This window comes from Streptomyces sp. NPDC059247, from assembly GCF_042754005.1.
Taxonomy (GTDB): Bacteria; Actinomycetota; Actinomycetes; order Streptomycetales; family Streptomycetaceae; genus Streptomyces.
Genome location: NZ_JBHYZW010000011.1, coordinates 179,635 through 202,937, shown reverse-complemented (window position 1 = coordinate 202,937; position 23,303 = coordinate 179,635). Strand labels below are relative to the sequence as shown.

Annotated in this window: 20 protein-coding genes; 6 read left to right on the top strand and 14 right to left on the bottom strand. The window is 72.5% G+C overall.

Annotated elements, in window-relative coordinates; genetic code table 11:
* Positions 1 to 127: 127 nt before the first annotated feature.
* On the bottom strand, positions 128 to 1,282 hold the full coding sequence (locus ACFXGN_RS21285; RefSeq protein WP_384861349.1) for an adenosine deaminase: 1,155 nt from the start codon (positions 1,280 to 1,282) through the stop codon (positions 128 to 130).
* A gap of 220 nt (positions 1,283 to 1,502) precedes the next feature.
* On the opposite strand from ACFXGN_RS21285, the gene ACFXGN_RS21280 reads away from it, so the two are divergent.
* Complete coding sequence (locus tag ACFXGN_RS21280; RefSeq protein ID WP_384861346.1) at positions 1,503 to 2,276, top strand: alpha/beta hydrolase; 774 nt, start codon at positions 1,503 to 1,505, stop codon at positions 2,274 to 2,276.
* Positions 2,277 to 2,290: 14 nt separating this feature from the next.
* Here ACFXGN_RS21280 and ACFXGN_RS21275 read toward each other — a convergent pair whose 3' ends face one another.
* On the bottom strand, positions 2,291 to 3,292 hold the full coding sequence (locus ACFXGN_RS21275; protein ID WP_384861343.1) for a LysR family transcriptional regulator: 1,002 nt from the start codon (positions 3,290 to 3,292) through the stop codon (positions 2,291 to 2,293).
* 62 nt (positions 3,293 to 3,354) lie between these two features.
* Here ACFXGN_RS21275 and ACFXGN_RS21270 point away from each other — a divergent pair, with 62 nt between their 5' ends.
* The 3 genes from ACFXGN_RS21270 (at position 3,355) to ACFXGN_RS21260 (ending at position 6,515) form a co-directional block, all read left to right on the top strand.
* Entirely contained in the window at positions 3,355 to 4,629 is a 1,275-nt protein-coding gene (locus tag ACFXGN_RS21270; RefSeq protein ID WP_384861341.1) for an MFS transporter, read from the top strand.
* Between the two features lie 182 nt (positions 4,630 to 4,811).
* The gene (locus ACFXGN_RS21265) at positions 4,812 to 5,459 is read left to right on the top strand and encodes a L,D-transpeptidase (protein WP_384861440.1); all 648 of its coding nucleotides are present in this window, start codon (positions 4,812 to 4,814) and stop codon (positions 5,457 to 5,459) included.
* Positions 5,460 to 5,543: 84 nt separating this feature from the next.
* On the top strand, positions 5,544 to 6,515 hold the full coding sequence (locus ACFXGN_RS21260; RefSeq protein WP_384861338.1) for a sigma-70 family RNA polymerase sigma factor: 972 nt from the start codon (positions 5,544 to 5,546) through the stop codon (positions 6,513 to 6,515).
* A gap of 52 nt (positions 6,516 to 6,567) precedes the next feature.
* On the opposite strand, the gene ACFXGN_RS21255 is transcribed toward ACFXGN_RS21260, so the two are convergent.
* From ACFXGN_RS21255 to ACFXGN_RS21200, 12 genes are all read right to left on the bottom strand, one after another.
* Complete coding sequence (locus tag ACFXGN_RS21255; RefSeq protein ID WP_384861336.1) at positions 6,568 to 6,858, bottom strand: STAS domain-containing protein; 291 nt, start codon at positions 6,856 to 6,858, stop codon at positions 6,568 to 6,570.
* 70 nt (positions 6,859 to 6,928) lie between these two features.
* Complete coding sequence (locus tag ACFXGN_RS21250) at positions 6,929 to 8,206, bottom strand: thymidine phosphorylase (RefSeq protein WP_384861334.1); 1,278 nt, start codon at positions 8,204 to 8,206, stop codon at positions 6,929 to 6,931.
* An 82-nt stretch (positions 8,207 to 8,288) separates the two neighbouring features.
* Complete coding sequence (locus tag ACFXGN_RS21245) at positions 8,289 to 8,693, bottom strand: cytidine deaminase (protein WP_384861332.1); 405 nt, start codon at positions 8,691 to 8,693, stop codon at positions 8,289 to 8,291.
* The gene (locus ACFXGN_RS21240; RefSeq protein ID WP_384861330.1) at positions 8,690 to 9,952 is read right to left on the bottom strand and encodes an ABC transporter permease; all 1,263 of its coding nucleotides are present in this window, start codon (positions 9,950 to 9,952) and stop codon (positions 8,690 to 8,692) included. Before ACFXGN_RS21240 ends, ACFXGN_RS21245 begins: the two co-directional genes overlap by 4 nt.
* The gene (locus ACFXGN_RS21235) at positions 9,949 to 11,067 is read right to left on the bottom strand and encodes an ABC transporter permease (protein WP_384861327.1); all 1,119 of its coding nucleotides are present in this window, start codon (positions 11,065 to 11,067) and stop codon (positions 9,949 to 9,951) included. The genes ACFXGN_RS21240 and ACFXGN_RS21235 overlap by 4 nt, the downstream gene beginning before the upstream one ends.
* A complete protein-coding gene (locus ACFXGN_RS21230; RefSeq protein ID WP_384861324.1) occupies positions 11,064 to 12,785 on the bottom strand; it encodes an ABC transporter ATP-binding protein in 1,722 nt (573 codons plus the stop codon). Before ACFXGN_RS21230 ends, ACFXGN_RS21235 begins: the two co-directional genes overlap by 4 nt.
* Positions 12,786 to 12,901: 116 nt before the next feature.
* The gene (locus tag ACFXGN_RS21225) at positions 12,902 to 13,960 is read right to left on the bottom strand and encodes a BMP family ABC transporter substrate-binding protein (RefSeq protein ID WP_366445538.1); all 1,059 of its coding nucleotides are present in this window, start codon (positions 13,958 to 13,960) and stop codon (positions 12,902 to 12,904) included.
* Between the two features lie 460 nt (positions 13,961 to 14,420).
* The gene (locus tag ACFXGN_RS21220; protein WP_384861321.1) at positions 14,421 to 15,641 is read right to left on the bottom strand and encodes an amidohydrolase; all 1,221 of its coding nucleotides are present in this window, start codon (positions 15,639 to 15,641) and stop codon (positions 14,421 to 14,423) included.
* A gap of 116 nt (positions 15,642 to 15,757) precedes the next feature.
* Entirely contained in the window at positions 15,758 to 16,939 is a 1,182-nt protein-coding gene (locus tag ACFXGN_RS21215) for a hypothetical protein (protein WP_384861319.1), read from the bottom strand.
* Entirely contained in the window at positions 16,936 to 17,829 is an 894-nt protein-coding gene (locus ACFXGN_RS21210; protein ID WP_384861317.1) for an N-acetylneuraminate synthase family protein, read from the bottom strand. Before ACFXGN_RS21210 ends, ACFXGN_RS21215 begins: the two co-directional genes overlap by 4 nt.
* Before the next feature lie 11 nt (positions 17,830 to 17,840).
* Entirely contained in the window at positions 17,841 to 19,046 is a 1,206-nt protein-coding gene (locus tag ACFXGN_RS21205; protein ID WP_384861437.1) for a cytidylyltransferase domain-containing protein, read from the bottom strand.
* A 398-nt stretch (positions 19,047 to 19,444) separates the two neighbouring features.
* Positions 19,445 to 20,734 (bottom strand): DUF6716 putative glycosyltransferase, encoded by a 1,290-nt coding sequence (locus ACFXGN_RS21200; RefSeq protein WP_384861314.1) that lies wholly within the window; start codon positions 20,732 to 20,734, stop codon positions 19,445 to 19,447.
* Positions 20,735 to 20,954: 220 nt separating this feature from the next.
* Here ACFXGN_RS21200 and ACFXGN_RS21195 point away from each other — a divergent pair, with 220 nt between their 5' ends.
* Both ACFXGN_RS21195 and ACFXGN_RS21190 read left to right on the top strand, forming a co-directional pair.
* The gene (locus tag ACFXGN_RS21195) at positions 20,955 to 21,971 is read left to right on the top strand and encodes a glycosyltransferase family 2 protein (protein WP_384861311.1); all 1,017 of its coding nucleotides are present in this window, start codon (positions 20,955 to 20,957) and stop codon (positions 21,969 to 21,971) included.
* Positions 21,968 to 23,293 (top strand): polysialyltransferase family glycosyltransferase, encoded by a 1,326-nt coding sequence (locus tag ACFXGN_RS21190; RefSeq protein ID WP_384861308.1) that lies wholly within the window; start codon positions 21,968 to 21,970, stop codon positions 23,291 to 23,293. Before ACFXGN_RS21195 ends, ACFXGN_RS21190 begins: the two co-directional genes overlap by 4 nt.
* Positions 23,294 to 23,303: the final 10 nt, after the last annotated feature.

The following is a 23,303-nucleotide window of genomic DNA, read 5'->3' as shown; positions in this document are numbered from 1 at the left end:
CCGGAGGGGAAATCCTGGGAATGCAGAGTTCCGCAACCTAGCCAGTGGACGGCCCGTCCGCAAACACCGGAAAGCGGCCGGGTGTCGCGCTCACCCGGCCGCTCCCGTCCCCTCACCGGGGCGGTGTTCAGCCCTTCGTACGGGAGGATTCGCTGGTCGCGGCGGTCTGCTGGAACAGCCATTCGGACTTCAGCTCGGCGTATCCGGGCTTGATGACCTCGTTGATCATGGCCAGGCGTTCATCGAAAGGAATGAACGCTGATTTCATCGCATTGACGGTGAACCACTGCATGTCGTCGAGCGTGTAAGCGAACGCCTCGGTCAGCAGCTCGAATTCGCGGCTCATGCTGGTGCCGCTCATCAGCCGGTTGTCGGTGTTGACCGTGGCCCGGAAGTGCAGCTTGCGGAGCAGACCGATGGGGTGCTCGGCGAACGAGGCGGCGGCCCCGGTCTGGAGGTTGGAGGAGGGGCACATCTCCAGCGGGATCCGCTTGTCGCGGACGTACGCCGCGAGCCGCCCCAGGGTCACCGAGCCGTCCTCGGCGACCTCGATGTCGTCGATGATCCGGACGCCGTGGCCGAGCCGGTCGGCGCCGCACCACTGGAGCGCCTGCCAGATGGACGGCAGTCCGAACGCCTCGCCCGCGTGGATCGTGAAGTGGTTGTTCTCGCGCTTCAGGTACTCGAAGGCGTCGAGGTGCCGGGTGGGCGGGTAGCCGGCCTCGGCGCCCGCGATGTCGAAGCCGACGACACCGGAGTCGCGGTAGCGGTTGGCGAGTTCCGCGATCTCCAGGGCGCGGGCCGCGTGCCGCATGGCGGTCAGCAGGGCGCCGACCCGGATGCGGTGCCCTGCGGCCCTCGCCAGCCGCTCGCCCTCGCGGAAGCCCTCGTTGACCGCCTCCACGACCTCTTCGAGGGTGAGACCGGCCTCCAGGTGCTGCTCGGGGGCGTAGCGCACCTCCGCGTAGACCACGCCGTCCTCGGCGAGGTCCACCACGCACTCGGCGGCCACCCGGACGAGGGCGTCCCGGGTCTGCATGACGGCGCAGGTGTGCGCGAAGGTCTCCAGGTACCGCTCCAGGGAACCGGAGTCGGCCGCTTCGCGGAACCAGACGCCGAGCTTGTCGGGCTCGGTCTCGGGGAGCTGCCCGTAGCCCTGCTCCCGGGCGAGTTCGATGATCGTGCCGGGGCGCAGTCCGCCGTCGAGGTGGTCGTGGAGGAGCACCTTCGGCGCGCGCCGGATCTGGTCCCCGGTGGGGACGCTGGGGGGCTGGCTCGTCATTTCCGCACTCTAGCGCCTACGCGCGTAGAGCGCGCCCCGTGGCGCGGGGTCCGTTCCGCCGTCCTCCCCTCCGGGGCCCGCTCCGGCTGTCCGCGCGCGACCGGGGACGTGTCCCGATTCGAACGTCCTTGAGCGGTAAGGGCGTTCGCTGAACGGACGATACGTAACAGAGACCGCGCGTACGACTGGCGTACACCTCGGCTTCTGAGACTGTTCTGTCATGGCGCACTTCGCACTCGTGGGGCCGCCCGACGCACGGAGACCCCGGCTCGGTCGGCCCGTTGGCGGTTCCCGGACCACGTCGGCGGGGGGCGTGGCGCTGCTCCTGCCGGACGGCGAGCCGGTGTCGGGCCGGGGCGCCTCCGCGCGGGCCCACGCGGCGGTGCTGCCGCTGGGACGCGCGCTGGTCCGCGCGGGCCGGGACGACGGCCTGGTGGCGCACGTGGTGCGCTACCGGGGGCGCGGCTGGAACGGGACGGACGCCGCTCTCGCGCGGGACGCCTCCTGGGCGGTCGCGGAGGCGGTGCGCCGGTACGGGGACGTCCCGGTCTGTCTCGTCGGACACGGTCTGGGGGCGCGGGCGGCGCTGCGGGCCGCCGGGCACGACGCGGTCGGCGCGGTGCTGGGGCTGGCCCCGTGGCTGCCGGAGGACGACATGGCGGCCGAGCCGGAGCCCGTACGGCAGCTCGTGGGACGGCGGGTGCTCCTCGTGCACGGCACCAACGACGCCAGGACCGACCCGGAGCTGTCGTTCCGGTTCGCCGAGCGGGCGAAGAAGGCCAACCGGGACACCTGCCGGTTCGAGGTGCACTCGGACGGGCACGCGCTGCGCCAGTACGCGGCCGAGGTCCGGGCGCTCGCCGCCGACTTCGTCCTCGGCGCCCTCTTCGCCCGGCCGGTCGCCCGGCCGCTGACCGACGCGATGGCCGCTCCCCCGCCGCTGGGCCTGCGGATGCCGCTCGCGGCGGGCTTCGGCGGCTCACGCCGGAGGTGAGGGCCCCGCGCGGCTCACGCCGGAGGTGAGGGCTCCTCGGCGGCCCGCCCCGGGGGCGAGGGCTCCTTCGGCAGCAGCCGCCCGCGCCTGCCCAGCAGGAACTTCTTGAAGGCGGCGACGGGGGCGGTGTCCGGGTGGCCGTCGAGCCAGGCGACGCCGATCTCGCGGACCGCGCGCGGGGCCGTGACGGTCAGCTCGACCACCCCGGGGCGGGGCACGGCGGGCGGCGGCAGCAGGGCGACGCCGAGTCCGGCGGCGACCAGACCGCGCAGGGTCTCGGCCTCCTCGCCCTCGAAGGCGATCCGGGGCCGGAAGCCCGCCTCCGCGCACAGGTCGTCGGTGATGCGGCGGAGCCCGTACCCCGGTTCCAGGGTCACGAAGGTCTCGTCGGCCGCCTCGGCGAGGCGGACCCTCCGGCGGCCCGCGAGCCGGTGGTCGTCGGGGACCACGAGCCGCAGCCGCTGCTCGTCGAGGCGGCGGCCGACCAGATCGGGGGCGTCGGGCACCGGGGAGGTCAGGCAGAGGTCGAGGTCACCGGCCCTGAGCCGCTCGATCATGGCCTCGCCGTAGTTCTGGACGAGGGTGAAGCGGATGCGCGGGTGGTCGACGCGGAAGGCCCGGATGAGCCCGGGGACGGTCTCGGAGCCCATGGTGTGGAGGAAGCCGAAGGCCACCCGCCCGGCCGTCGGGTCGGCGTCGGCCCGTACGGTGTCGGCGGCCCGTTCCACCTCGGCGAGCGCCCGGTCGGCGGCGGTGAGGAAGCGGCGGCCCGCCGGGGTGAGGGAGACCGTGCGACCGCGCCGGGCGAAGAGGGTGACCCCGAGGTCCTCCTCGAGCCGGGCCACGGCCCGGGAGAGCGTCGACTGGGGGACGCCCATCTCGGCGGCGGCCCGGGTCACGTGCTCGTGCCGGGCGACGGCGGCGAAGTACGCGAGCCGGGGCGCGAGCAGCAGTCCCATGTCTTCTTCGTTACTACTCGGTGACAGGCGAGGCCCTGACCTGTACTCATGCGCCATGGGATCGATTACAGCAGATCCGTGCATTGGACGCATGAAACCGGGCGTCCTACGTTCGTGCCATGCCTTCCGTCAGTACCGAGGCGGTCGCCTCCACCGCGCCCGCCGACCCCGCCGCCGACACCCGCCTCGCCCCGGGCACGCCCGCCTTCCGCCGTACGAGCCTCGCGCTCTTCGCCGCGGGCCTCGCCACCTTCGCGCTCCTCTACTCCACGCAGGCCCTCCTCCCGGCGATCTCCGCCGAGTTCGGCGCCACCGCCTCCGCCGCCTCCTGGACGGTCTCCGCCGCCACCGGCGCCCTCGCCCTCCTCGTCCTGCCGCTCAGCGCCCTCTCGGAGCGCTTCGGACGCCGCACGATGATGACCGCCTCCCTGACCGCCTCGGTGGTCCTGGCGCTCCTCGTGCCGCTCGCCCCGAACCTGGAGTCGCTGATCGCGCTGCGCGCCCTCCAGGGCGCGGCGCTCGCCGGGCTCCCGGCCTCCGCGATGGCGTACCTCGCCGAGGAGGTGCGGCCCCGGGCGCTGATCGGCGCGATCGGCCTCTTCGTCGCGGGCAACTCGATCGGCGGCATGAGCGGCCGACTGGTCACCAGCTGGGTCGCCCAGCTGTGGGGCTGGCGGGCCGGTCTGGCAGCCGTCGGCGTGACCTCCCTGCTGTGCGCGCTGGCGTTCCGCGCGCTGCTGCCGAAGGCCCGGCACTTCACCCCCGGCACCCTGAACCCGAAGGCGCTCGCGCGGACCGTGCGGACCCATCTCGCGGACCCGCTGCTGATGCGGCTGTACGTGATCGGCGCGCTGTTCATGACGGTCTTCGGCGCGGTCTACACCGTGATCGGCTACCGCCTGGTGGAGGCCCCGTTCTCGCTGCCGCAGGGCGTCATCGGCTCGATCTTCCTGGTCTACCTGGTCGGTACGGCCTCCTCGGCGGCGGCCGGACGGCTCGTCGGGCGGCTCGGCCGCCGCGGGGCGCTGTACCTGGCGGTCTCCACCACCGCCGCCGGTCTGCTCCTCTCGCTCGCCGACTCGCTGCCCGCGGTCCTCGCGGGCCTGGTGCTGATCACGGCCGGATTCTTCGCGGGCCACGCCGTCGCCTCCTCCTCGGTGAGCCGTACGGCCAGGACGGGCCGCGCGCAGGCCTCGGCGCTCTACCAGTCGGCGTACTACCTGGGCAGCAGCGCCGGAGGCACCCTCGGCGCGGTCGCCTTCCACACCGGCGGCTGGGCGGGCACCGTCGTCATCGGTCTCGTCGCGGTCCTCGGCGTCGTGTCCGTCACGCTGTACGGCAGCCTCAGCGCCCGCACCGCGGCACGTCGGCTCCAGCTCGCCGCGCCCTGCTGAATCCGGACGGATTCCGACCGGTTCCGCGTCCGGAATCCTCCTGGAACCCATCCGGTTTCCCTGCAACTGAGACGCTCCCCCTCACGTCCTGACGGACAGAGACCAACGGGGAGTTGACAGAGATGAAGCGAATACTGGGCAGGGCGGGGAAAAGGGCCGGACTGGCGGCCGGGGTCGCCTCGATGCTGGTGCCGATGACGGTCGCGCTCGGCGCGGCACCGGCGCAGGCGGCGTCCTGCAACGTGACGACGGGCCCGTACCAGAAGCAGGTCGAGAAGTTCCTCGGGCGGACGGCCGACGGGCGCCAGTCGCTCGCCGACTGCAAGGCCGTCCAGGCGTTCCAGGTGAAGCACGGCATCACGCCGAGCGCCGGATACGCCGGGACGGTCACCTGGCGCACCATGGACACCATGCTCAAGCAGCGGGCGGCGGGGACCAACCCCAACAAGGACCGCGCGTGTCCGACCAACCGGGGCCGGATCGCCTGTGTGGACCTGACCCGCCAGCTGAGCTGGATCCAGGACGGCACCCGTCTCACGTTCGGCCCCGTGCCGGTCCGTACCGGCAAGGACGGCACCGAGACCCGGACCGGCTCGACGAAGATCTACATGCGGAACATCAACCACTGGTCGACGCTCTACAACGTCTCCATGCCGTACGCGCAGTTCTTCGACGGCGGGCAGGCCTTCCACTCGACCACCAAGTCCATGTGGAACCCGCCCGGTTCGGCCGGCTGCGTCAACATGCGCCCGGCCGACGCGAAGACGTACTGGAACCTCCTGCGCAACGGCGACGACGTCTTCGTCTACGGCCGCAAGCCGGGAACCTGACCCCCGCTGTCAGTCCGCTGGGGTAGCTTCCCTCTCACCGGTACCGAACGGGTGCCGGTGAGGGGTGAGTGGGGTGTGGACCCGATGAGTGACGCAGCGACCGCGACGACCGACCAACTCGACAAGTACCGCAGGGAACTGACCGGTTACTGCTACCGGATGCTCGGATCGTCCTTCGAGGCGGAGGACGCGGTGCAGGACACCATGGTCCGCGCCTGGAAGGCGATCGAATCCTTCGAGGGCCGCTCCTCGCTGCGGTCCTGGCTGTACCGGATCGCCACCAACGTCTGCCTGGACGCGCTGAACGCGGGCAACCGGAGGGCACGGCCGATGGATCTGACCGGACCGACCCCGGTGGCCCAGGCCCAGCTCGTCAAGCAGCCGGAGATCACCTGGCTGGAGCCGATCCCCGACGGACGGGTGCTGCCCTCCGTCGCGGACCCGGCGGAGACGGCCGTCTCCCGCGAGACCGTGCGGCTGGCCTTCGTCGCCGCCCTCCAGCACCTGCCGCCCAAGCAGCGGGCGGTGCTCATCCTGCGCGAGGTGCTCGCCTGGAAGGCCAGCGAGGTCGCCGAGCTCCTCGACACCAGCGTCGCCTCGGTGAACAGCGCCCTCCAGCGGGCCCGCGCCACCCTCGCCGAGCAGGCACCGGCCACCTCCGACACGGCGAACCCGCTGGACGAGGAGCAGAAGGCCCTCCTGGAGCGGTACGTGGCCGCCTTCGAGGGCTACGACATGAAGGCCCTGACCGCGCTCCTCCACGAGGACGCGACCATGACCATGCCGCCCTACGACCTCTGGCTCCAGGGTCACGACGACATCGTCGGCTGGATGCTGGGCGTCGGCGACGTGTGCCGCGGCTCGAAGCTGGTGCCCACCGTGGCCAACGGCTCCCCCGCCTTCGCCCACTACCACCCGGACCCGGAGGGCGGCTTCAGCCCCTGGGCGCTCATCGTCCTGGAGCTGCGCGACGGCAAGGTCGCGGGGATGGACTTCTTCCTGGACACCCCGCGCTGGTTCCCGCTCTTCGACCTCCCGGCCCGACTGGAGGCGTGAGGACGGCACCGGGTCGTCCCTTCCGGTCCGGAAGGATGCCGGAGGGGACGGCCTACGGGGACGGCGGCCCGTCCTCCGCGACCAGGGTCCCGTCGAGACCCGTCAGCAGGAGCAGGGCCCGCAGCTCCGGGCCCGCTCCGTGGAAGCGGATGCGGTGCCCCCGCCGCCCGGCGGCCAGCCCCAGCCGGGCCAGGGCGTCCACGGCGGCGAGGTCGGCGCGGGCGAGCGCGCCCACCTCGCACACCACCTCACCGGGCGGGGCCGCTCCCAGCTCGGCGCAGAGCAGCGCCACCTCGGCCCGGGTGGGGCACGCGGTCAGGGTCACGACGAACGGTTGTCTCATGTCCACATGCCTGTGACCGGACGGCGCCCCGGAACTCATCGGTGGTTCCGGGACACCGGGGGTACGGAACTCAGGCGATGCGGTCCAGGACGATCGGGTTCGGGGTGAAACCGGTGCCCTCGGCCGCGATGTCCCAGGCCGCGTCCAGGGACTTCAGGGCGTAGTCGAACTTCTCCGGGGTGTCCGTGTGCAGGGTGAGCAGCGGCTGCCCCGCCGTCACCGTGTCGCCCGGCTTCGCGTGCAGCTCGACACCCGCGCCCGCCTGCACCGGGTCCTCCTTGCGGGCCCGGCCCGCGCCCAGGCGCCAGGCGGCGATGCCGATGTCGTACGCGTCGAGACGGGTCAGGACGCCCGAGGACGGGGCGGTCAGCACGTGCTGCTCACGGGCGACCGGGAGGGCCGCGTCCGGGTCGCCGCCCTGGGCCGCGATCATCCGGCGCCAGACGTCCATCGCGGAGCCGTCGGCGAGTGCCTTCGCCGGGTCGGCGCCCTTGATCCCGGCCGCGTCGAGCATCTCGCGGGCGAGCGCGATCGTCAGCTCCACGACGTCCGCCGGGCCGCCGCCCGCCAGGACCTCGACCGACTCGCGGACCTCCAGGGCGTTGCCCGCGGTGAGGCCGAGCGGGGTGGACATGTCGGTGAGCAGCGCCACCGTCCGCACCCCGCTGTCGGTGCCGAGGCCGACCATCGTCGAGGCCAGCTCGCGGGCGTCCTCGATGTTCTTCATGAAGGCGCCGGTGCCGACCTTGACGTCGAGGACCAGGGAGCCGGTGCCCTCGGCGATCTTCTTCGACATGATCGAGGAGGCGATCAGCGGGATGGCCTCCACGGTGCCGGTGACGTCGCGGAGCGCGTACAGCTTCTTGTCGGCGGGGGCCAGGCCGTCGCCCGCCGCGCAGATGACCGCGCCGGTGGTGTCCAGGACGTGCAGCATCTCCTCGTTGGAGAGCAGGGCCCGCCAGCCGGGGATGGACTCCAGCTTGTCCAGGGTGCCGCCGGTGTGGCCGAGACCGCGGCCGGAGAGCTGCGGGACGGCCGCGCCGCAGGCGGCGACGAGCGGGGCGAGCGGGAGGGTGATCTTGTCGCCGACGCCGCCGGTGGAGTGCTTGTCGGCGGTGGGGCGGGAGAGCGCGTCGAAGTTCATGCGCTCGCCGCTGGCGATCATCGCGGCGGTCCAGCGGGCGATCTCCGCGCGGTTCATGCCGTTCAGCAGGATGGCCATGGCCAGGGCGGACATCTGCTCGTCGGCGACCGTGCCACGGGTGTACGCGTCGATGACCCAGTCGATCTGCTCGGGGCTCAGCTCGCCCTTGTCCCGCTTGGTGCGGATGACGGAGATGACGTCCATGGTGGTGCCTCTTTCTACGCGCATAGAAGGGGGAAAGGAGGAGCGGCCCTTCCCATCGTGCCGGAAGGGCCGCTCCGAGGTACTACTTCGACAGGTGCTCCGGGCCGAACGCCTGCGGGAGCATCTCGGCCAGCGTGACGAACCCCGCCGGGGTCTCCAGGACGAGACCGGGGCCGCCGAACTCGTGCAGGAGCTGCCTGCACCGGCCGCACGGCACCAGGGGCTCGCCCCGGCCGTCCACGCAGACGAAGTGGGTCAGCCGTCCGCCGCCGGACGCCTGGAGCGCGGACACCAGCCCGCACTCGGCGCACAGACCGAGGCCGAACGAGGCGTTCTCCACGTTGCAGCCGGAGACCGTCCGTCCGTCGTCGACCCGGGCCGCCGCGCCCACCGGGAACCCCGAGTACGGGGCGTAGGCGCGGGCCATGGCCGCGCGGGCCGTGGCCCGCAGGGCCTCCCAGTCGGCCTCGGCCAGGGTGTCCGTCACTTGCCCTGGCCCTTCCGGTAGGGCAGACCGTCCGCCTTGGGCATCCGCAGGCGCTGGGCCGACAGGGCCAGCACGAGCAGGGTGGTGATGTACGGGGCGGCGTCGACGAACTGGCTCGGGACCTGGTCGGTGAACGCGTACCAGAGGAAGAAGGCGGCGGAGAAGACGGCGGAGATCACGCCGGCCACGTACTTCTTCCGGTACAGCTGCCACACCGCGGCGAGGACGAGCAGGACCGCGACCAGCAGCAGCAGCGCGTGCACGTTCTCGGCGCCGCCGCGCAGCTTGAGGCTGTCGGTGAAGCCGAAGAGTCCGGCGCCGAGCGCCATGCCGCCGGGCATCCAGTTGCCGAAGATCATCGCGGCGAGGCCGATGTAGCCACGGCCGCCGGTCTGGCCCTCCTGGTAGATGCCGGTGGCGACGATCGCGAGGAACGCTCCGCCGAGACCGGCGAGGGCGCCGGAGGCGGTGACGGCGATGTACTTGTACTTGTAGACGTTCACGCCGAGGGACTCGGCCGCGACCGGGTTCTCACCGCAGGAGCGCAGCCGCAGGCCGAAGGCGGTGCGCCACAGGACCCACCAGGTGCCCGGGATCAGCAGCAGCGCGACGACGGTCAGCAGCGACAGGTTGGTGACCAGACCGCCGAGGATCCCGGCGATGTCGGAGATCAGGAACCAGTGCTTGCCCTGGAGGTCCACCAGCCAGTCGGACAGTCCTGGGACCGTGATCTGGGTGATCTCGTCGATGCGCGGGGACTGCTTGGAGGAGCCGCCCTCGGCCTCGCCGAACGTGAAGTTCGACAGGTACTGGGTGAAGCCGACCGCGAGGATGTTGATCGCGACACCGGAGACGATGTGGTTCACGTTGAACGTGACGGTGATGATCGCGTGCAGCAGACCGCCGAGCGCTCCGCCGAGGAGACCGAAGAGGACGCCCACCCAGGGGCCCCACTGGTATCCGGCCCAGGCACCGAACCAGGTGCCCAGGATCATCATGCCTTCGAGACCGATGTTGACGACACCCGCGCGCTCGGCCCACAGACCGCCGAGTCCGGCGAGACCGATCGGGACGGCGAGCTGGAGCGCTCCGGAGACCTGGCCGACGGAGGTCAGGTCGTCGGCGCCGGAGATGACCCGGACCAGGGAGAAGAGGACGAGGCCGGCCGCGGCGATCAGCATGATCCACGGCAGGGTGAGCTTGCGGCGCCCGGCGCCCTTGGGCGCGGTGCTCGGCTTGGTGGCTGTGCCGGTGCTCATGCCGAGACCTCCTTGTCGGTCTTGATGGCGCCGCCTGCGGCGAGCTCCTCGCCGACCTTCTGCTGCTGGAGACGGAGGCCGTAACGGCGGACGAGTTCGTAGGAGACGACCACGGCGATCACGATGATGCCCTGCATGATCTGCGTGATCTCCTTCGGGTAGCCCTCGACGTCCAGCGACGAGGACGCCTTGTCGAGGAACGCGAAGAGCAGAGCCGCGAAGAAGATGCCGACCGGGTGGTTGCGGCCGAGGAGGGCGATCGTGATGGCGGTGAAGCCGACGCCGACCGGGAACGACAGGCTGTACGTGTGGGTGTCGCCGAGCAGGGTCGGCATCCCGGAGAGACCGGCGAGACCGCCCGAGAGCAGCATCGAGGTGAGGATCATCTTCTTGGCGTCGACGCCGCTGGCCTGCGCGGCGGACTCGCTGGCGCCGGTGGCACGCAGGTCGAAGCCGAAGCGGGTGCGGTTGAGGACGAACCAGTAGACGACGCCGAGCGCGAGGGCGACGAAGGTGAAGCCGTAGATCTCGCCGTTGCCCTGGCCCATGTCGATGCCGGGGAACCAGCCGGACTCGGCGATCTTGCCGGTCGTGAGGTCGTTGGAGCCGGCGGGCTGGACGCCCAGGTTCTTCGGCAGGATCAGCCAGGCGATCAGGGAGGTCGCGATGGCGTTCAGCATGATCGTCGAGACGACCTCGGAGACGCCGCGGGTGGTCTTGAGGAGACCGGCGATACCGGCCCAGAAGGCTCCGGTGAGCGCCGCGACGAGCACGATGAGCAGGATGTGCAGCGGGCCGGGCAGCGAGACCGAGGCGCCGACGACGGCCGAGACCATCGCGGCGAGACGGTACTGGCCGTCGACGCCGATGTTGAAGAGGTTCATCCGGAAGCCGATGGCGACGGCCAGGGCTGCCAGGTAGTAGATCCCGGTCTGGTTGACGATCAGGACCTGGATGTCCGAGTACCCGGCGTTGTCGATCATCAGCTGGATCGGCTCGATCGGGTCGAGGCCCGTCGCGAGCAGCACCAGCATGGTGAGGACGAACGAGGAGACCAGCGCGAGCACCGGGCCGGCGGCCCCGATGATCAGCTTGTCCTTGTCGATTTTCATCATCGGGCGTCACCGTCTTCGGACTGCTCGGACTGCTCTTCGGTGCCTTCGAGGTGGCCGGAGGCCGCACCGGTCATGGCGGAGCCCAGCTCCTCGGGCGTGATGGTGGCGGGGTCCGCGTCCGCGACGAGCCTGCCGCGGTACATGACCCGGAGCGTGTCGGAGAGACCGATCAGCTCGTCGAGGTCCGCGGAGATCAGCAGCACCGCGAGGCCCTCGCGGCGGGCGTCCCGGATCGCGTCCCAGATCTGCGCCTGCGCGCCGACGTCCACACCACGGGTGGGGTGGGCGGCGATCAGGAACTTGGGGCCGTGGCTCATCTCGCGGCCGACGATCAGCTTCTGCTGGTTGCCGCCGGACAGCGAGGCGGCGGTGACGTCGATGCCGGGGGTGCGCACGTCGTACTCGCGCACGATCCGCTCGGTGTCCTGGCGGGCGGCCTTGAGGTCGAGGATGCCGCGCCGGGAGTTGGGCGCCTCGGTGACGTGGCCGAGGATGCGGTTCTCCCAGAGCGGGGACTCCAGGAGCAGGCCGTGGCGGTGCCGGTCCTCGGGGATGTAGCCGATGCCGCCCTCGCGGCGCTTGCGCACGGAGACCTTGGAGATGTCGGTGCCGTCGAGGCTGATGGAACCCGCGTCGGGGGTCGCCATGCCCATGAGGGCTTCGATCAGCTCGGTCTGGCCGTTGCCCTCGACACCCGCGATGCCCAGGATCTCGCCCTTGTGGATGGTGAGGGAGATGTCGTCGAGGAGCTTGCGGCCCGCGGCGACCTCCTCGTGCACCTCGAGGGTCCGCGCCGGGTCGGCGGGGGCGGCGGTGGTCAGCGGGGCGCCGGTGCCGCCGTTCTCGATCAGCGTCAGGTTCTTGACCTGAAGCATCGGCACGTCGGTGACGGTCGACTCGCGGGTCTCCGGGGAGGGCAGTTCGCTGCCGACCATCAGCTCGGCGAGCTGCTTGGTGGTGGCGGTCTTCGGGTCGGCGGTGCCGACGGTGGTGCCGCGCCGGATGACGGTGATGTCGTCGGCGACCTTCAGGACCTCGCCCAGCTTGTGCGAGATGAAGATGACCGTGAGGCCCTCCGCCTTGAGCTCGCGCAGGTTGTCGAAGAGCGCGTCGACCTCCTGCGGGACGAGGACGGCGGTGGGCTCGTCGAGGATGAGGATCTTCGCGCCCCGGAAGAGGACCTTGAGGATCTCCACGCGCTGCCGGTCGGCGACGCCGAGGTCCTCGACGAGGGCGTCGGGGCGGACCCCGAGGCCGTACGCGTCGGAGATCTCCCTGATCCGCTTCCGCGCCTTGGCTCCGATGCCGTACAGCTTCTCGCCGCCGAGGACCACGTTCTCCAGGACGGTGAGGTTGTCGGCGAGCATGAAGTGCTGGTGCACCATGCCGATGCCGCGCGCGATGGCGTCACCGGGGCTGGAGAAGGCGACCTGCTCGCCGTCGACGGCGATGGTGCCCTCGTCCGGCTTCTGCATACCGTAGAGGATCTTCATGAGGGTCGACTTGCCGGCGCCGTTCTCGCCGATGAGGGCGTGCACGGTGCCCTTGCGGACCGTGATGGCGATGTCCTTGTTGGCGATGACGCCGGGGAATCGCTTGGTGATGCCGTGAAGTTCCACGGCGGGGGGGCTGGACGCGTTGATGACGCACTCTCCTTGGCCGGAAGGAGTGGGAGCGGGAGGGCAGGGCGGGGCGAAGTTATCGTGCCAGGGAGACATCTACACGCGTAGCGCTGCCGAAAAGTGAAAATCCGTACGGGAATGGGACCGGGGCCCGGATCCAGTGGCGTGCCACTGGGGCCGGGCCCTCGGGCTCAAGGTCGTGACCTGCGTCCTTACGGAGCGGTCTTGACCGTGATCTTGCCGTCGACGATGTCCTTCTTCGCCTTCTCCACGGCGGCGGTGACATCGGTCATCTTGGTGTACGCCGGGTTGGAGTCGGCCAGGCCGACGCCGTCCGTGGCGAGGCCGTAGCGGACCTCACCGGACTCCGGCTTGCCGTCCTTGACGGACTTGACCAGGTTGAAGACCGAGTCCGAGACGTCCTTGGTGACCGAGGTCAGGATGTGGTCCTTGTACTTGGCCAGACCCGCCTGGTTGTACTGGTCGGAGTCGACGCCGATGGCCCACTTGCCCGCGTTCGCGGCGGCCTCGATGGAGCCGGAACCGGCCAGACCGGCGGCGGCGTAGATCACGTCGGCGCCCTTGTCGAGCTGGCCCTGCGCGGCGGCCTTGCCCAGGTCGGGCTTGGCGAAGCCGTCGAAGTTCGGCGGCTGGGTCAGGTACTGGGTGAGCACCTTCGCCTTGGGGTTGGTGTCCTTGACGCCCTGGGCGAAGCCCGCCTCGAACTTCTTGATCAGCGGAACCTCGACGCCGCCGATGAAGCCGACCGTGCCGGTCTTGGACGCCTTGGCGGCGGCGACGCCGGCCAGGTAGGAGCCCTGCTCCTCGTTGAAGACGAGGTTGGCGATGTTCGCGCCGGTGACCGAGGTGTCGTCGATGATGCCGAAGGTGGTCTTCGGGAACTGCTTGGCGACCTTCTCGATGGCCGGGGCGTAGGCGAAGCCGACACCGATGACCGGGTTGTTCCCGGCGCGGGCCAGCGAGGTGAGGCGCTGCACCTTGTCGGCGTCGCCCTCGCCGGCCGACGGCTCGGCCTCGGCGCCCTTGACGCCCAGCTCGTCCTCGGCCTTCTTCAGACCCGCGTAGGCGGCGTCGTTGAAGGACTGGTCGCCACGGCCGCCGATGTCGTACGCGATGGCGGCCTTGCCGGCCTTCGAGGAGGAGCTCGGGGACGAACCGGCGTCCGACGAAGACTTGCCGCAGGCGGTGGCGGTGAGGGCGAGCGCGGCAGAGGCGATGCCCACGGTCGTGATCCTGGTGATCCGGCGCAAGAGGATGGTCCCTTCGAGACTGACCGAAAGCGCCTCTTCCGGCGCTGGTTTCGCGGCGATCGTAACGCGCGTAGATGTCAGTTAAAGACCCGTTCATGAGTCGTTATCGGATCGTCGCGAACCGGCCAGGGAAAGGCCACCGGGGGCGTTCGGCCCGGCACAGCCGGTTATATCGCCCGGTGGGACGACCCGGTCGGGCCGCCGGGGGAAACACGCCACGGGTTGGTCCGGACGGCCTAGGGGGCGCGGGGCGGGGGCGTACGCGCCGGTGGGAGGGGGTGTACGGGTCGGGGCCGGGGGTGTACGGGCCAGACCCGGGCTGTACGGGCCGGGGGCCGGGGCCGTACGGGCCCGATGGCGGTGAAGCCCGGCCCCGCGACCGCGCCCCCGGCGAGAGCCGCCGGGGGCGCGGGAGCGGTGGAAGCGGTGGGGCGGCGGGGGGCGGCGCGGGGCGGTGGGGTCAGGATCCCGGGGTCGCGTCGAGCAGCGCCGCCGCCGTGAAGAGTTCCACGGCCGTCCCGATGCAGCTCTCGTCCACGTCGAAGTCCCCCGCGTGCAGGTCGCGGACCCGGGTGTCGCCGGGGGTGCGGACGCCGAGGCGGGCCATGGCGCCGGGGACGTGCTCCAGGTACCAGGAGAAGTCCTCGCCGCCGAGGCTCTGCTCGGTGTCCTCGATCGCGTACGGACCGCACCGGGCGGTCATCGCGTCGCGGAGCAGTTCGGTGACGGCCGGGTCGTTGACGACCGGGGGGACGCCCCGGACGTAGGTGACGGTGGACTTCGCCCGGTGCAGGGCCGCGACCTCGTCGATGGCCGCGTGGATCTGGTCGGGCGCGTCCCGCCAGGTGGGCAGGTCGAGGCAGCGGACGGTGCCGGACAGCTCGGCGTGCTGCGGGATGACGTTGCAGGCGTGGCCCGCCTCGATCCGGCCCCAGGTGACCGAGAGGCCGGAGCGGGCGTCCACCCGGCGGGCCAGGACGGCGGGGACGTCGGTGGCGACCCGGGCGGCGGCGGTGACGAGGTCGGTGGTGAGGTGCGGGCGGGCGGTGTGGCCGCCGGGACCGTCCAGGGTCACTTCGAGCCGGTCGCAGGCGGAGGTGATGGGACCGGGCCGCAGCCCGATCCGCCCCGCGTCGACCCGGGGGTCGCAGTGGACCGCGATGATCCGGCCGACCCCGTCCAGGACCCCCGCCTCGACCGCGTCGGCGGCGCCGCCCGGGAGGATCTCCTCGGCGGGCTGGAAGAGGAGCCGTACGGCCGCCGGGAGGAGGCCCTGCCGGTCGAGCCCGGCGAGGACCAGTCCGGCGCCGAGGACGGTGGTGGTGTGCACGTCGTGTCCGCAGGCGTGCGCGCGGTCGGGCACGGTCGAGCGGTAGGCGACCGTCTTGACGTCCGGGATGGGCAGGGCGTCGAGGTCGGCGCGGATCGCGAGCATGGGCCGGTCGCGGTCCGGGGTGCCGATGTCACAGATGAGCCCGGTACCGCCCGGCAGCACCTTCGGCGCCAGACCGGCCGCTTCGAGGCGCGCCTTGAGGGCGGCGGTCGTACGGAACTCCTGGTTCCCCAGCTCGGGGTGCATGTGCAAGTCCCTGCGGAACGCGATCAGTTCGACGCGCAGGTCCTCGGACAGCGTTCCGGGCAGGGTGACGGAGCCTGGCTCACGGGACTTCAACTGGTTCACCCTTTGAAGGGTAGGCCTCCGGACGGGTCAACTGCCCGTTGATCACGAAAAGTTCAGCCCCTTAGGGGAAAGATTCTCGGTTCGGCAGGTATGAAGGTCACTCCTTGTGGGTATGCTCAGCCGAATTCGAGCCGGTCGGCCGGGCCCGTCGCCCGTGAGGTGAGCCGGTCGACCTCCTGGGCCGCCGTCCCCGCCACCCCGGACAGGAAGCCCCGCGCGCGCGGCGAGGCGGTCTCCCGCAGCCATTCGGGCGCTATCTCGCAGACGGCGACCTTCACCCCGGTCCCCGCGAGGGCCAGCGGCAGGGTGTGCACGACCGTGGACGGGAAGCTGACGACCGTACGGCCGATGGGTCCCCGGCGGGCGATCAGCTCCAGCGGCAGATCGGGCCGGACCACCTGGAGGCCCGTACCGACCGCGATCCGGTGCAGTTTCTCCGCGCTCTCCCTGCGGTGCGCGAAGTAGCGGGTGGCGCCGTGCGCGCGGGCGAGTTCGCCCACCACCCGGTCGTAGTGGACCGCGTCCACCACCCCCGTCTCGACCAGCGAGGTGCCCACCAGGTCCGCGCCGCCGGTCAGCAGCGGCGGCCCGAACCGGGACCGGGTCCAGGCGAAGGAGTTCCCGGTGACCGTGACGCCCTCCGGGGCCTCCACGGGCAGCGAGGTGAAGATCTCGACCGTACGGCTCCCGGCGGGGGCGAGGCGCCGCCGGGCCAGCGAGGTCACCGGAGCCAGGAGCAGCTCGCGCGGGCCCAGGCTGCCCTTGCGGTGCCAGCGCACCAGGCGTTCGCCCCGGCCGAGCTGGGCGGCGAACTCCATGGTGGCGGTGCCGTCGTCGACGACCGTCAGGTGCCGGGGGGCGAAGAGCGTCAGGAGCAGCTGGACGTACCGGGAGAACGGGTCGCCGATGATCACCCGCTCCGCCGCGCGCAGCGGACCGGCCAGCTCCCGCAGGGTGCGGGCCAGCGCGCCCCTGCCTCCCCTGGCCTCCTGCCAGTGGACGGTGAGGCCCTCGTCGCGGGCCAGCTGGGCCATCCGGCGCAGCTGGCCCCGCGACATGGGGTCGGTCGGCGAGAGCACGACGACCGTGGGTCCGGGCGCGGCGGCGGGCGCCGTCCCGGGGGTGGTGGCGTCCGTCGGGCGCGGGGCCCGTACGGCGGGCGCGGGGCCGGGCTCCCCGGGGGGAGGACCGGCCTGCGCGGCGGTGGACGCGCCCGTGGCCACGGCCCGGGTGTGCGCCCATTCCAGGACGTTGAGGAGCTGGACCGGGCTCTCGACGAACGCCAGCTGCCCGGTCATGCGGCGACGAGGCCCTGGACCCGGCGGAGCTTCTTCATCGGGCCGAGCTCCGACTCGTAGACCTTCTTGACGCCGTCGCCGAGGGCCGCCTCGATGGCGCGGATGTCGCGGACCAGGCGCTGGAGGCCCCCCGGCTCGACGGAGGCGGCCTGGTCGGAGCCCCACATGGCGCGGTCGAGGGTGATGTGGCGCTCGACGAAGGCGGCGCCGAGGGCGACGGCCGCGAGGGTGGTCTGGAGGCCGGTCTCGTGGCCGGAGTAGCCGATCGGGACGTTGGGGTACTCCTCCTGGAGCGTCTGGATGACGCGCAGGTTCAGCTCCTCGGCCTTGGCCGGGTAGGTGGAGGTGGCGTGGCAGAGCAGGATGTTGGCGCTGCCGAGGACCTCGACCGCGTGGCGGATCTGGGCCGGGGTGGACATGCCGGTGGAGAGGATGACGGTGCGGCCGGTGGCGCGCAGTTCGCGCAGCAGCTCGTCGTCGGTGAGGGAGGCGGAGGCGACCTTGTGGGCGGGGACGTCGAACTTCTCCAGGAAGGCGACGGCCTCGGTGTCCCACGGGGAGGCGAACCAGTCGATGCCGCGCTCGCGGCAGTGCTCGTCGATGGCGCGGTACTGGGCCTCGTCGAACTCGACGCGGTGGCGGTAGTCGATGTACGTCATCCGGCCCCAGGGGGTGTCGCGCTCGATGTCCCACTGGTCGCGCGGGGTGCAGATCTCCGGGGTGCGCTTCTGGAACTTGACGGCGTCGCAGCCCGCCTCGGCGGCGATGTCGATGAGGGCGAGGGCGTTGTCGAGGTCGCCGTTGTGGTTGATGCCGATCTCGCCGGTGACGTAGACGGGACGGCCCGGACCGGCGGTCTTCTCGCCGAGGGTGCGCAGACGGGTGCTCATGGTGCTCTTCCTTAGGGTTCGGGGGTGTCGAGTTCGGGGGTGTCGAGTTCGGGGGTGTCGAGTTCGGGGGTGTCGAGTTCGGGTCCGAGGAGCCAGGCGGCGATCTCGCGGATCGCTCCGGAGCCGCCCGGGGTGACGGTGACCGCGCGGGCCGCGGCCCGTACGGAGTCATGGGCGCTGCTCACCGCGACGGGCCAGCCGACGAGGCGGAAGCAGGGCAGGTCGTTGACGTCGTTCCCGGCGTAGAGGACGCGTCGCGGGTCGATGCCCTCGGCGTCGCACCACTCCTTGAGGGCCCGGTCCTTGCGGTCGATGCCGTGCAGGACGGGGATCTTGAGCTTGCGGGCGCGGGCGGCGACGACGGCGTTCTGCTCGGTGGAGAGGATGAGGACGGGCAGTCCGGCGCGGCGCAGGGCGGCGATGCCGAGGCCGTCGCCCCGGTGCGCGGAGACGAACTCGCGTCCCTCGGCGTCCAGATGGACCCGGTCGTCGGTCTGGGTGCCGTCGAAGTCGAGCACGACGGCGTCGACGTCGGCGAAGCCGGGGGTGGCCGGGACGTCGAGCAGCGGCGCGAGGGCGCGGGCGCGGGCCAGGTCGTGCGGGTCGTCGATCTCCAGGACCCGGGCGGGGTCGGTGACGACGAGGGCGGTGCGGCCGAAGAAGCGGTGCCGGTGGGTGCGGAAGCCGGGCGCGGCCATGGCGTAGACGGCGCCGGTCTCCAGGTACTCGGCCTGCCGGTCCTGGCGGCGGGGGCGGTGGGCCTTGTCGTGGTTGACGCCGGTGGCGCCGTCCTCGACGGTGTCGCGCCACAGGAAGCCGTGGGCCGGGGCGGCGGTGAAGGCGGTGTCGGCGGCGCCGGAGGTGACGCGGTCGGCGGTCTCGGCGACTTCGGCGGGGGTGAGGAAGGGGCTGGTGCACTGGACGAGGAGGACCACGTCGGCCGGGCGTCCGTGGGTGGCCTCGAAGGCGTCCATGGCGTGCAGGACGGCGGCTTCGCTGGTGGCGGTGTCGCCCGCGATCCCGGCGGGGCGGCGCACCGCCTCGGCCCCGGCGTCGCGGGCGGCGGCGGCGATGCCGGGGTCGTCGGTGGAGACGACGACATGGGTGACGGGCCGGGCGCCGAGGCAGGCGCGGACGGCGCGGGCCACCAGGGGCACTCCGGCGACGGGGGCGAGGTTCTTGGCGGGGACGCCCTTGGAACCGCCCCGCGCGGGGATGACGGCGAGGACGGTGGGGGGCGCGGTGGCGGACCGCTGTCCGACGGTGGTGGTGGCGGGCCGCTGTCCGCCGGTGGTGGCGGACCGGTGCTCGTCGGCCGCCGGGGTGGGCAGGTGGCCTTCGGCCGCCGGGGTGGGCAGGTGGGACGCGGTCCGGGCCGGGGACGGCGGGCCTGCCGGGGCGGCGGGCCGGTGGGCTGCGGTGGGGGCCGGGGACGGCTGCTCGGCCGGGGCGGCGGGCCGGTGGGACGCGGCGGAGGCCGGGGCGGCGGCGTGCCGGGACGCGATCCGGGCCGGGGACGGCTGCTCGGCCGACGCGGCGGAGACCCGGGCGGCGGGTCGCTGGGACGCGGTGGCGGCCCGGGGCGGCTGCTCGGCCGGGGGCGTGGTGGCGCTCATCAGAGTTCTCCCAGGCGGCGGATGACGGGGGCGACGCGTTGCACGCCCTGCCGGTAGGCGCCCCGCGCCGCCTCCCGGACGACCCGGCGCAGCCCGCTCTCGCGGGGCTCGGGCGCGGTGACGTCCAGGCGGTGGCGGGCGAGGACACCGGGCAGGTAGCCGGGGGCGGTCTCCGCCGTGTAGTAGGGGGTGACCGGGGGCAGCGCGGGCAGCGCCAGGAGGGCGGCGACCCGCTCGCGGGCGGCGTCGAAGGCGGCTTCGTACGGGGTGTCGGCGGCCACGCCCTGCCGGGCCAGCCAGGTCTCGTCGGGGGCCGGGACCAGGCCCCGGTCGAGCAGGTCGAAGGAGGTCAGCAGGCCGGAGCCGACGAAGTGGTGGTTGCCGAGCGCCTCGCGGACCCCGAGGTCGGTGAGGACCGCGGTGGGGACGCGCCGGTGGAGCGCTTCGAGGGCGGCCGTGGAGGAGACCGTGACCAGCAGGTCGGTGCGGTCGAGGACCTCGCCCATGTGCCCGTACACCAGGCGGAAGTTGGCGGGCGCGTCGAGTTCGCGGACCAGCTTCTGGAACGGGAACTCCTCCAGGTGCGTGGTGTGTTCGCCCGGCTTGGAGCGGAGCTTGAGGAGGACCTCGCGGTCCGGGTGGAGGCGGGCGTGCCCGACGAGGCGGCGCAGTACGTAGGCGCGTTCGGCGCGGGTGGCGGGCACGGACGGCTGGGCGGCGAAGACCAGGGTGTCGCGGCCCGCCTCGGGGGTGTGGGGGGCGCCGCCGAGGAAGGGCAGCGCGGCCTCCACGACCGGTTCGGCGGAGGCGCCCACGCCCTCGTAGACGGCACGGAAACGCTCCGCGTCGTGACGGGAGTTGGCGAGGACCACATCGGCGCCGTGCCGGAGCAGCAGCCCGTCGGTGAGCTTCTCGTAGACGACGCCGACATAGCCGGTGACGATCACCGGACGCCGGGCGAGGCCGAGGTCCGCGAGGCCCTGGAGGAGGGCCCGTACGGCGCCGCCGACGAGGGCGAGGACCACCACGTCGTACCCCTCGCCGCGCGCCTCCGCGTCCCGCACCTCGCGGAGGAACTCCGCGCCCGTCACCTCGCGCGGGGCGGTGTCGGACACCCCGGTCTCGGTGAGCTGGCGGGCGGTGGGGGTGGCGCGTCCGCGCAGGACGAATCCGGTGGGCTCGACGCTCTCCGGGGTGATCCGGCGCGCCGTGAGGGCGCCCCATTTCCACCGGGTGTCGGAATCCGCGAGTACGGCGGTCCGCACCGCTTCTCTGGTACTTGCTGGCACGTCGAGGACGCTAGAAGGGCATTTCGCTTTCCGGCCCAACTGGGCGGCAACAAACGGTGAACAGCGCCTCTCCGCCCGTTGAAACGGGCCGCCTTCCGGGCTTTACGGGACCGCTTCCCCCTTTCCTGGAAAGGCGGTTAAGCGGTCCGTCTCCTGGTGTTCACCGGGTGGTTTCCCGGCGGTCGGTGGGAATGCCGGGGCGGCGCCTAGCGTCGGCCGGGTGGTCAAGCTCTCCGTCGTCGTGCCGTTCTTCAACGTGCAGACATACGCCCCCGACACCCTCACGAGCCTGCGGGCCAACGCCCGGGAGGACTTCGAGTTCCTGCTGGTCGACGACCGCTCCTCGGACGGGACCCTCCGGCTCCTCGAACGGGCCGCGCGCGAGATCCCGGGTGCCGTCCTGATCGGACACGAGCGGAACGAGGGCCTGGCCACCGCCAGGAACACCGGTCTGGACGCCGCCCGGGGCCAGTACGTCACCTTCCTGGACGGCGACGACTGGCTGGCGCCCGGCTACTACGGGCGGCTGGTCGCCGCCGCCGAGGAGCTGGGCTGCGACTTCCTGCGGACCGACCACGTCACGGTCACCGGCCGCAACCGCGCGGTCCGCCGGGCGCCGGTCCCCCGCCGGGCCGAGGTCCTGGACCCCCGGGACGCGATCCTGCCCGCGCACCGGACGACCTCCGTGGACTATCCGTACGCCTGGGCCGGGATCTACCACCGGCGGCTCCTCGACCGGGGGCTGCTGCACTTCCCGCACGGGCTGCGGACGGCGGAGGACCGGCCGTGGATCTGGCGGCTGCACCGCGAGGCGGAATCGTTCGCGGCGATCGGGGAACTCGGCGTGTTCTACCGGCGCGGGGTGGCGACCTCGCTCACCCAGATCGGGGACGTACGGCAATTGGATTTCATCCGCGCCTTCGACCAGGTGATCGCGGAGACGGCGGAGGACAAGGACGCGGAACTGCTTCTCCCGAAGGCCGTGCGCACGTATTGCGCGGTGATCTCCCATCACCTCGGCTCCCTCGGCCGGTTCGAGCCCGAGGTGGCCCGGACGCTGAAGTCGATGAGCGCGGGCGCGCTGCGGCGGATGCCGCAGGACGTGCTCGACGAGGCGCTGGCCTCGATGGGCGGCGACCGGGCCGCGCTGCTCCGCAGGCTGCGCCGACGGCGACCGGCCCCACCCCCCGCACCCGGCACGGGAACGGGCGCGGGCGCTCCGGAGGTGGCGGCATGAGGGCGCGCCGGACCACCCAGATCTTCTGTGCCTCCACCCTGTACGGGGCCGTGACGCTCGCCGCCGCCCTCGACAGCGACCGCTTCGGTCCGGCCCACCGGCGCGTCCTGCTCGTCGCCAACAACGCGGCCGTCCCCGAGACCACCCCGCCGCTCGACGAGGCCGAGGGCTTCGAGCGGCTGCGCGGCCGGTTCGACTCCGTCCTCTCCTGGAACGAGACGATCTCCCCGCTCCATCCGGCCGGCTGGACCCCCAGACCCGGGGACCTGCCGATGCTCCAGCGGTATCTGCGCGCGCTCTGGCGGCTCGGCGACGACCGGGTCGAGCTGGTGCTCGAATCGATCCAGGTGACGCCCGCGCTCGCGCTCGCGCAACTCCTGCCGGACGCGCCCCTCACCGTCTACGCGGACGGTCTGATGAGCTACGGGCCGACCCGCAACAAGATCGACCCGCTGATCGGCGGACGCATCGGACGCCTGCTCCATCTGGACCTCGTCCCCGGGCTCGACCCGCTGCTGCTCGCCGAGTTCGGGGCGGTGCCGGAACCCGTACCGACGGAGGCGTTCCTCCGGTGCGTCGCCGAGCTGTCGGGGCCCCCCGCCCCGACGGGCCGGGCCGACGGGCCCGCGCTGCTCCTCGGCCAGTACCTCGCGGCCCTGGGGCTGCTGAGCGCCGCCGAGGAGGAGGAGCTGCACCTGCGGATGGTGCGGGGCGCGGTGGCCCGGGGCCATCGGAAGCTCGTCTTCAAACCGCACCCGACGGCCCCCGACTCCTGGTCGGAGGCGCTGGTGCGGGCGGCGGCGGAGCTGGGCGCCGAGCTGACGGTGGAGCACCGGCCCGTTCTCGCGGAGGTCCTCTACCGCGAGCTGCGGCCCGCGCTGGTCGTCGGCTGCTTCTCGACCGCGCTGCTCACCGCCATGACCTTCTACGGGCTGCCGGTCGCCCGGGTCGGGACGCGGACGCTCCTGGAGCGGCTGGTCCCGTTCCAGAACAGCAACCGGGTGCCGCTGACGGTCGTGGACGCGGTCGTCCCGCCGCTGGAGACGGACGGCGGGGACGACGGCGCCCCCCTCGGTACGGAGCGGCTGAACGACCTGGTCGCGGCCGTCGGCTTCGCGATGCAGCCGAGGATCAGACCGGAGCTGCGCGCGTCCGCCGTACGGCATCTGTCGGGCCCGCTCGCCGAGCGCACCCGGCACCACTTCACCCGCCGCCGCCTGACCGTCCTCGGCCTCCCCGGCGGCCTCCCGATCCCCCGCCACCCCCAGGTCCGCCGCCTGGCCCGGCAGGCACTGCGCCTGCGGAAGGCCCTGCGGGGGTGAGGGGGCGGGG

What these genes read in the sequence shown, in the direction of transcription:
- ACFXGN_RS21285 (WP_384861349.1), bottom strand. Translation starts at nt 1,282, where the DNA reads ATGACGAGCCAGCCCCCCAGCGTCCCCACCGGGGACCAGATCCGGCGC.
- ACFXGN_RS21280 (WP_384861346.1), top strand. Translation starts at nt 1,503, where the DNA reads ATGGCGCACTTCGCACTCGTGGGGCCGCCCGACGCACGGAGACCCCGG.
- ACFXGN_RS21275 (WP_384861343.1), bottom strand. Translation starts at nt 3,292, where the DNA reads ATGGCGCATGAGTACAGGTCAGGGCCTCGCCTGTCACCGAGTAGTAAC.
- ACFXGN_RS21270 (WP_384861341.1), top strand. Translation starts at nt 3,355, where the DNA reads ATGCCTTCCGTCAGTACCGAGGCGGTCGCCTCCACCGCGCCCGCCGAC.
- ACFXGN_RS21265 (WP_384861440.1), top strand. Translation starts at nt 4,812, where the DNA reads ATGCTGGTGCCGATGACGGTCGCGCTCGGCGCGGCACCGGCGCAGGCG.
- ACFXGN_RS21260 (WP_384861338.1), top strand. Translation starts at nt 5,544, where the DNA reads ATGAGTGACGCAGCGACCGCGACGACCGACCAACTCGACAAGTACCGC.
- ACFXGN_RS21255 (WP_384861336.1), bottom strand. Translation starts at nt 6,858, where the DNA reads ATGAGACAACCGTTCGTCGTGACCCTGACCGCGTGCCCCACCCGGGCC.
- ACFXGN_RS21250 (WP_384861334.1), bottom strand. Translation starts at nt 8,206, where the DNA reads ATGGACGTCATCTCCGTCATCCGCACCAAGCGGGACAAGGGCGAGCTG.
- ACFXGN_RS21240 (WP_384861330.1), bottom strand. Translation starts at nt 9,952, where the DNA reads ATGAGCACCGGCACAGCCACCAAGCCGAGCACCGCGCCCAAGGGCGCC.
- ACFXGN_RS21235 (WP_384861327.1), bottom strand. Translation starts at nt 11,067, where the DNA reads ATGATGAAAATCGACAAGGACAAGCTGATCATCGGGGCCGCCGGCCCG.
- ACFXGN_RS21230 (WP_384861324.1), bottom strand. Translation starts at nt 12,785, where the DNA reads ATGTCTCCCTGGCACGATAACTTCGCCCCGCCCTGCCCTCCCGCTCCC.
- ACFXGN_RS21215 (WP_384861319.1), bottom strand. Translation starts at nt 16,939, where the DNA reads ATGACCGGGCAGCTGGCGTTCGTCGAGAGCCCGGTCCAGCTCCTCAAC.
- ACFXGN_RS21210 (WP_384861317.1), bottom strand. Translation starts at nt 17,829, where the DNA reads ATGAGCACCCGTCTGCGCACCCTCGGCGAGAAGACCGCCGGTCCGGGC.
- ACFXGN_RS21190 (WP_384861308.1), top strand. Translation starts at nt 21,968, where the DNA reads ATGAGGGCGCGCCGGACCACCCAGATCTTCTGTGCCTCCACCCTGTAC.